General features: G+C 66.7%; 8 protein-coding genes and 1 tRNA gene. 8 read left to right on the top strand and 1 reads right to left on the bottom strand.

Annotated features, from left to right (window positions below):
* Positions 1–3 precede the first annotated feature (3 nt).
* From AC6I6X_RS10620 to AC6I6X_RS10630, 3 genes are all read left to right on the top strand, one after another.
* The gene (locus AC6I6X_RS10620; RefSeq protein WP_497930480.1) at positions 4–738 is read left to right on the top strand and encodes a DNA-directed RNA polymerase subunit epsilon; all 735 of its coding nucleotides are present in this window, start codon (positions 4–6) and stop codon (positions 736–738) included.
* Positions 739–836: 98 nt separating this feature from the next.
* On the top strand, positions 837–1,388 hold the full coding sequence (locus AC6I6X_RS10625; protein ID WP_497930481.1) for a cysteine hydrolase family protein: 552 nt from the start codon (positions 837–839) through the stop codon (positions 1,386–1,388).
* A gap of 137 nt (positions 1,389–1,525) precedes the next feature.
* On the top strand, positions 1,526–2,161 hold the full coding sequence (locus tag AC6I6X_RS10630; RefSeq protein ID WP_497930482.1) for a DsbA family oxidoreductase: 636 nt from the start codon (positions 1,526–1,528) through the stop codon (positions 2,159–2,161).
* Between the two features lie 31 nt (positions 2,162–2,192).
* Here AC6I6X_RS10630 and AC6I6X_RS10635 read toward each other — a convergent pair whose 3' ends face one another.
* Entirely contained in the window at positions 2,193–3,023 is an 831-nt protein-coding gene (locus AC6I6X_RS10635) for an NAD(+)/NADH kinase (protein ID WP_497930483.1), read from the bottom strand.
* Positions 3,024–3,327: 304 nt separating this feature from the next.
* Between AC6I6X_RS10635 and AC6I6X_RS10640 the strand changes: the two genes are divergently transcribed.
* The 5 genes from AC6I6X_RS10640 to AC6I6X_RS10660 all read left to right on the top strand — a co-directional run bounded on the left by AC6I6X_RS10640 (position 3,328) and on the right by AC6I6X_RS10660 (position 6,407).
* Positions 3,328–3,567: an amphi-Trp domain-containing protein gene (locus tag AC6I6X_RS10640; protein WP_497930484.1), complete on the top strand. Its 240-nt coding sequence runs from the start codon at positions 3,328–3,330 to the stop codon at positions 3,565–3,567.
* A gap of 3 nt (positions 3,568–3,570) precedes the next feature.
* Complete coding sequence (locus AC6I6X_RS10645; RefSeq protein WP_497930485.1) at positions 3,571–3,933, top strand: hypothetical protein; 363 nt, start codon at positions 3,571–3,573, stop codon at positions 3,931–3,933.
* Positions 3,934–4,173: 240 nt separating this feature from the next.
* The gene (locus AC6I6X_RS10650) at positions 4,174–4,602 is read left to right on the top strand and encodes a universal stress protein (protein WP_497930486.1); all 429 of its coding nucleotides are present in this window, start codon (positions 4,174–4,176) and stop codon (positions 4,600–4,602) included.
* 126 nt (positions 4,603–4,728) lie between these two features.
* Positions 4,729–6,186, top strand: coding sequence for a hypothetical protein (locus AC6I6X_RS10655; protein ID WP_497930507.1), 1,458 nt, complete (start codon positions 4,729–4,731; stop codon positions 6,184–6,186).
* 150 nt (positions 6,187–6,336) lie between these two features.
* Positions 6,337–6,407 (top strand) — tRNA-Gly (locus AC6I6X_RS10660).
* Positions 6,408–6,815 lie beyond the last annotated feature (408 nt).

Genomic DNA, 6,815 nt, shown 5'->3' on the forward strand with positions numbered 1-6,815 from the left:
GAGATGCAATACGACGGTGCCGACCCCGGGGCGGGCGGTGAGCAAGCGGTGGCCGTCGGCGAGGGCTCCGACCGCCGCCTCGAGATGCGTCCCGGCTCCGGGTCGCTCTCACGAGCGGAGGTCCAGCGGGACTCGACAGTCCGTCGATGGGGCGTCGTCACGCCGAGCGCGACTGTCATCGGGCGTGCCGAGTCGCCAGACGCGGATCTCTCGGAGAGCATTCGGCGACTCCACGACGAACAGCACGGCGCGACGCCGGGCTACAGCGAACGCGCTCACCACCTCGATCGACTGCGGACGACCCAGGCGCTGTGTAACGCGCTCGATCTGACGCCGTGGCAACGGGACCTCGCGCTGGGCGTGATGGACGAGATCGACCTCACCGAGTTCGGCAGCCAGCGGGCCATCCCGAAGGTCGCGCTGGTGGTGATCCGCCACGTCGTCGACGTCGATCGCCAGCGGTACTTCGGCCTCGACGACATCGACGCGCAGGCGCTCTCGCCCGATCGGATGGACGACCTGTTCGGCCAGTACCGCGCCCACGACATCACGGAGGAGCCGGCGTTCAGGCGGCTCGCGGCCGAGTACGGGCTCGACACGACGAGCCTGAATCGACTCCGACGCGTGCTGAAGGCCCAACTCGACGACGACCTCCCGGCCTACGGGCGGAACCCGTACCGGGATCCGAACCTCCCCGAATCGACGGGCGGCGATGCGACCGATTCCGAAGAGACGTAACCCGCTTCAGGCGTGAGCGCCGGGTCCACGCTGGAACGACGGTCTCGCCCTTCTCATGCAGGTGAGCAGTTGACGCTCTCTGCAGACCTCGGTCAGTCATGACGGATGTAGTTATCGTCCTCGACATGCTGAATGACTTCGTGACCGGCGAAATCGCCGCGGAACGGGCCGAACGGATCATCCCGACGCTCCGTGACGAACTGCTCCCCAGCGCTCGTGCACACGGGGTCCAGGTCGTCTACGTGAACGATGCCCACCGACCCGAGGACACCGAACTCGACGTCTGGGGCGAGCACGCGATGGCCGGCACGGAGGGGGCCGAGGTGATTTCGGAACTCGCTCCCACCGACGCGGATGACGTCTTCGAGAAGCGCTTCTACGACGCGTTCTACGGCACCGGTCTGGACGAGCACCTTCGAACTCTGGGTGTCGATCGGATCGTCGTAACGGGGCTCCACACGAACATGTGTGCGCGTCACACGTCCGCGAGCGCGTTCTTCCGCGGCTACGACATCGCTGCGCCAGCCGACTGCCTCGAGGCGTTCAGCGAGGAGGCCCACCAGGATGGACTCTCCTATCTCGAGGACGTCTACGACGCCGAACGAACCACGAGCGAGGAACTCGTCGAGGTGTGGGAGCACGACGGATAAGCGAGACGGGTGTCGATGCCCGGCGACCCGCCAGATCGGTCCGCCCTCGCTCGTTCGTTCGGGGCGCTCAGTCGTCCGGGGATCGCTCGTCCGTCCGAGAGGAGTCATTTTTGACGCTGGCGCCGCTACCGTCCGGTATGGTCTCGACCTCCTCGGACTCCGAGTCGCTCGTACTCTACGCCGACTACGTCTGTCCGTTCTGTTACCTTGGGAAACAGTCCCTCGAACAGTACCGCGAGAGCCGCGACGAGCCGCTCGCGATCGACTGGCAGCCGTTCGACCTCCGGCGCGGGAAGCGCAGGCCGGACGGCTCGATCGACCACGACGTCGACGACGGGAAAGACGAGGAGTATTTCGCGCAGGCGCGGGAGAACGTCCGTCGGCTCCAGGACGAGTACGGCGTCGAGATGGCCCAGGAGATCGCGATCGAGGTCGACTCGCTGCCGGCCCAGCAGGCCTCGTGGTACGTCGTGAACACGTACCCCGAGGAGTGGGCCGACTTCGACGCGGCGATCTACGAGGCGCTCTGGCAGGACGGGCGCGACATCGGCGACGTCGAGGTGCTGTCCGAACTGGCCGCGGACGCCGGACTACCCGTGGACGAGATCCGGGACGCGATCGACGACGACGGACTCCGGGCGGAACTCGAGGAGCAGTTCGACGCGGCACGGGAGCAACGCGTCACCGGCGTCCCGACGTTCATTCACGAGGGACGGGCCGCCCGTGGCGCAGTACCGCCGGCACAGCTCGAGCGGCTGATCGAGGGCACGTAGGCCCGGCTCCGATCGGCGCGCGTGCGCCGGGCTACTCCAGCTTTTCCAGGCCGTCGAAGAAGTTCACCTGCGGACCGACCAGCCGAACAGGCTCGTCCGCGATCGAGACCGAGACGGTTGCGGGGGGTGTGAGTTCTCGCCTGTTCCGCCCGTCGCTGATCGCGTAGGCAGTCTCGGCGTCGGTGACTCGCAGGGAGAGCGTGGCGTCGCGGTCCACGACGAGCGGCGGCATCGACTCTGGCGCGGCCATCTGCGTGACGACGAGGGTCTCCGCGGCGGGGTGGACCAGCGGCCCGCCCTCGCTGAGGTTGTAGGCGGTCGATCCCGTCGGCGTCGCCACGAGGACGCCGTCGGCGTGGCTCTCGGCGTACCGATCGCCGTCGATCCGAATCTCGACGGTCGCCCCCCCGCCGTGGCCGCGCCGGGGGCCGTGGACGACGATCTCGTTGAGCGCGGGTTCGAGCGTCCAGTCGTCACCGGTCGCCTGCAAGCGCGCGAGGGTCCGTCCCGGGTGGTCTTCGCCTGCGCGGAGGTCGGCGACGAGGTCGCTCACGACGGCCTCCGCGTCCGCCGGGGGGACGGCGTTGAGAAAGCCGACTTCCCCGAGGTTGACCCCGAGAATCGGCGTTTCGCCGACCTCGCGGGCGACGAACAGCAGGGTCCCGTCGCCGCCGATACTCACGACGAGGTCGCGATCGCTCATCGCGGCGACCGGGACGGCAGGGCGATCGACCGCCGCGCCAGTGGCGCTGTCGACGACGATGGAGACCGGGTCGTCGTCGATCGCCTCGGCGATGGTCGCGGCCAGTTCCTGTGCGCGCTCGTTGCCCCGCTGTGCGACCAGTCCGACGTCGACGTCCATCGGTGGCGGATAGCCGTCCCGCACCCAAAAAGGTCTGCTTCGAGGTCCGCCGGCAACGACGCTCACCTCCTCCGGGCGCGTGGCGTCACGGTCGCCGGAACCGCAAGTCGTCTCGACCCCGTCGGCGGGACGGCAGGTCGTCGGGATGTCGGGAGGCCAGATTGCCGACACGACGGGCCGGCGCGTCGGCGTCGCGGAGCGTCGCCCGTAGTGAAATGTTTCCGCGCGCATCCGCACAGTAATCCGGTGTTGGCGTTTCGTTCGCGCCCCATACTTTTGCGGACAGCGTCGTCATGGGGTCCGTATGGCCGAACGGACGACAGCCGACGAGACGATGACCCGATCGGAACTCGCAGCGTACCTCGCGTCCCTCGGCGACGAGTTCGAGGGCGGCGGCGACGAGATCAACGTCATGGTCGGGAACAAGACCGTCGATCTCAACCCGCCCGAGAGCGTCAACGTCTCCGTCGACGTCGTGGAACGATCGTCGATGTTGCGGGGGGATCGCGAGACGATCACGATCGAACTGAACTGGAAGCCCTGATCCATGTCGGTCCTCGCTGTCTCCCTCGCGTTCGTCGTCAGCCTCCTCGTCGGAACCATCGCGATCCTGGCCGGCGTGCGACTCGTCGTCGACAGCGACGCCGGCGTCGGGAACGCCGCACTGACCGCCCTCATCGGTGCGCTCGTCTGGGCGGCCGTGAGCTACTTCCTCGGCTGGATCCCGCTTCTGGGCGTCGTCCTGATGCTCGTCGCCTGGGTCGGCGTCATCAACTGGCGGTATCCCGGCGGCTGGGGAACCGCGGCCGCGATCGGGTTCGTCGCGTGGATCGTCGCGGTCGGACTCGTCTACGCGCTGACCGTCGTCGGGGTCTTTGCGCCCGACGCGATCGGCGTCCCGGGCGTTTGATACGGATCGCTGTCCGTCAGTGCCGGCACACCCGCGACCCGTCTGCGGGTGCGCCGAAACATCGGTACAGCGATCCGTATAAGCCGCGGGGTCGGGCCGGGTCCTTCTCGATGGTCGTTCTCGATCGGCGTCGCGTCTCCCCGGTGCTCTCGTTCGCGTCCGATTGTCCCCGAGTTCCCGGGACGAGGGAACGATGAGAAGGGCTTTCCCCGCGGCGGCCGGACTGCCGACCGTAACGCGATGTACGAGACGATCCTCTATCCGACCGATGGGAGCGAACACGCGGCGACCGTCCTGGATCACGCGATCGACGTCGCCCGGACCCGGGACGCGACCCTCCACGTCCTCTCGGTGGTCGACGACCGGGCGTTCCTCGTGCTCGACGACGACCGCGTCGAGCAGGTCCGCGCCGAACTCGAAGAGACCGCCCGCGAGGCGACCGACGCGGCCGCGACGCGTGCCGGCGACCACGACGTCGAGACGGTGACGGCGATCGACACCGGGAACCCCGCCGAGTGCATCGTCGACTACGCCGACGCGGCCGACGTCGACCTGATCGTGATGGGGACCAGCGGCGACGAGTACGAGCGCAACGTCGTCGGCAGCGTCTCCCAGCGGGTCGTTCGCGAGGCTCCCGTCCCCGTTACCACCGTCGGTCCCGACGTGTAAACTCGATCGGCCCGGGTCCCGACGTTCGATATCGATCGACTCGGGCCCCGTCGTGTCGGCGCTCGAATCACTCACCGATGCCGATACACGCGGTTTGATGTGTCTCCCGACAGTAGCGACGGGGAGATGCGTCGCTCGATCGTGATCGGAGCCGTGTTGCTCGTGCTCGCGTTTCTACTCGTCGGCGGGCCGTCGCTGTTGCTGTCGCTCTCGACGGATCAGACCGCACCCGACGCGCCGACCGAGTCGCCGTCCGAGCCGGAATCGACGCCGGAACTCGTCACGTTCGACGACTCCGAGAGCAGTTTCTGGGAGTATCTCAGTCCTCGGAAGGAGTTCCGGAGACAGAGCCCGATCAACGTGATCGTCCGGGCCGACGTCGAGGACGTCGAGCGGGTACTGATCGACGCGGATGCCGGCGGCGACTGGTCCGAGATCAACGAGTCGGAGGAGGAAGCACTGCCGGAAACCTACTCGCTGACCGGTGGCAACGTCTCTGAGACGGGATCGGTGAACGGAACGCTCGAGGCCGGGGCGACGAACGATTCGGCGGAGAACGCCACCAACGAGACGGAATCCGAACCGTCGGGTCCGCTCCCGGATCTGGACTGGGGCGAAGCCGACGGCGGTACCCGGTACGCCTACGTGGACCCCGGGCCGAACGAAAGCGGATACTGGACGACCGAGAGCCGCCAGCTCGAGGACGGCGACTACTACGGACACCGATACCACATCCGGCTCTACGAGAGCCCCAACGAGGACGACTGGGTCATCATACAGACCCACTCCGAACACTTCGACTGGTTCACCCTCCGGCACCGCGTCCACGGCTCGCAGGACGCCCAGACCAAGGTCGAGGCCGACTTCATGGAACACCCGCGGATCGACGTTCAGGACGACGTGCGCCGCGTGTATCTCGACAACAGGAACTCCGCCGACGCCGACGGCTGGGCTACGGTCGTCGAACTCGCCGGACTGCTCGTCGTCCCGACCCTGATCGGCGTCGGTGCCCGCAGTCGCACTACGATGGCTTCGAGTCGATCCGAGGGGACGGGCGAGCGCCTCGTCCAGCGGACCCCCGACGCGATCGACGACCACCTGACCGACGTCGACCGCCAGCGACTCGCCGCCGCCTCCGCTCGCCTGGAGGCCGGTCACGTCCTCCTGGTCTTTACCATCCTGGCGCTGTACCTCGGCGTCCGAATGGGCGGGCTCGCCCTCGAACGGTACGCCGGATTCCTCACGCCCCACCAGATCGCCGCGTTGCTGTATCCGGTGATCGGGGTCGGGATTCCGATCGCGACGTATCTGATCGCGCGCGGGCTCACGCGCCGACTCGACGCCGCCGTCGTCGCCGCGGGCTCGCTCGCGGTCGCGATCTGGCTCGACTACAGCTTGCTCGAGGTCAGCGCGTTGCCCGTCGACGTCGTCGTCCAGCGGATGCTCGTCGTCGTCGCCCTGGGGCTGATCGCCGGCGGCGCGGCCAAGCGGGCCGCGCAGCGTTCGAAGGTCAACGACATGCTGCTGGTCGGCACCGCGCTGTGGGTACTGGTGCTCGTTGGAACGCTGTTCGGCTACCTGTGACCGATCGAGGGAACTCGGTGGCACGATCGGGGCAGGGACACGCAGTCCGGTTCTTTTAATACGAGCCGGCGTCTCACGTTGATACGAGCGCTGCTGGTGAGTGATTCCGACGGAATCACGATCCTCGGCGCGAGCGACCGACGCGAACGAGCGCTGGTGGTCTAGTGGTAGGACATGAGCTTCCCAAGCTCATAGCCCGGGTTCAATTCCCGGCCAGCGCACTTCACAGCACTTCTCTCGGCCGTTTTCAGGTGTTCCAGCAACCCCCCATCCATACCAATCGAAGCTCACAACACGGGTCCCGAACAGGCACCCCGGCGCCGCCCTGGGTTATCGCCACACTCGTCTCGCACTACAGAGAGTGGTTCGAGCACCGAGTAGCTTTTACAGCACTTCGTCAGAGGGAGAGTGCGATCGCGAGTCTGGATATTCAGGGCCAGATATGTCTGGTCTAATTGACATTGTACGCATTCGCATCATTCCCACAACCCACCTTCTAGATGGCATTGTTCAGATTAGCCTGTTCCAGCAATACGCGAAGCTCTGCAGCCACGTTTCGGCCGTTTCTGGATCGGCGTTTCTAAAACAATTTCCAAATTGATAGGTTCGCCGTTTTACTTCTTGGAAAA

It is taken from the genome of Halosolutus sp. YCN4 (genome assembly GCF_059736495.1).

What these genes read in the sequence shown, in the direction of transcription:
- AC6I6X_RS10620 (WP_497930480.1), top strand. Translation starts at nt 4, where the DNA reads ATGCAATACGACGGTGCCGACCCCGGGGCGGGCGGTGAGCAAGCGGTG.
- AC6I6X_RS10625 (WP_497930481.1), top strand. Translation starts at nt 837, where the DNA reads ATGACGGATGTAGTTATCGTCCTCGACATGCTGAATGACTTCGTGACC.
- AC6I6X_RS10630 (WP_497930482.1), top strand. Translation starts at nt 1,526, where the DNA reads ATGGTCTCGACCTCCTCGGACTCCGAGTCGCTCGTACTCTACGCCGAC.
- AC6I6X_RS10635 (WP_497930483.1), bottom strand. Translation starts at nt 3,023, where the DNA reads ATGGACGTCGACGTCGGACTGGTCGCACAGCGGGGCAACGAGCGCGCA.
- AC6I6X_RS10640 (WP_497930484.1), top strand. Translation starts at nt 3,328, where the DNA reads ATGGCCGAACGGACGACAGCCGACGAGACGATGACCCGATCGGAACTC.
- AC6I6X_RS10645 (WP_497930485.1), top strand. Translation starts at nt 3,571, where the DNA reads ATGTCGGTCCTCGCTGTCTCCCTCGCGTTCGTCGTCAGCCTCCTCGTC.
- AC6I6X_RS10650 (WP_497930486.1), top strand. Translation starts at nt 4,174, where the DNA reads ATGTACGAGACGATCCTCTATCCGACCGATGGGAGCGAACACGCGGCG.
- AC6I6X_RS10655 (WP_497930507.1), top strand. Translation starts at nt 4,729, where the DNA reads ATGCGTCGCTCGATCGTGATCGGAGCCGTGTTGCTCGTGCTCGCGTTT.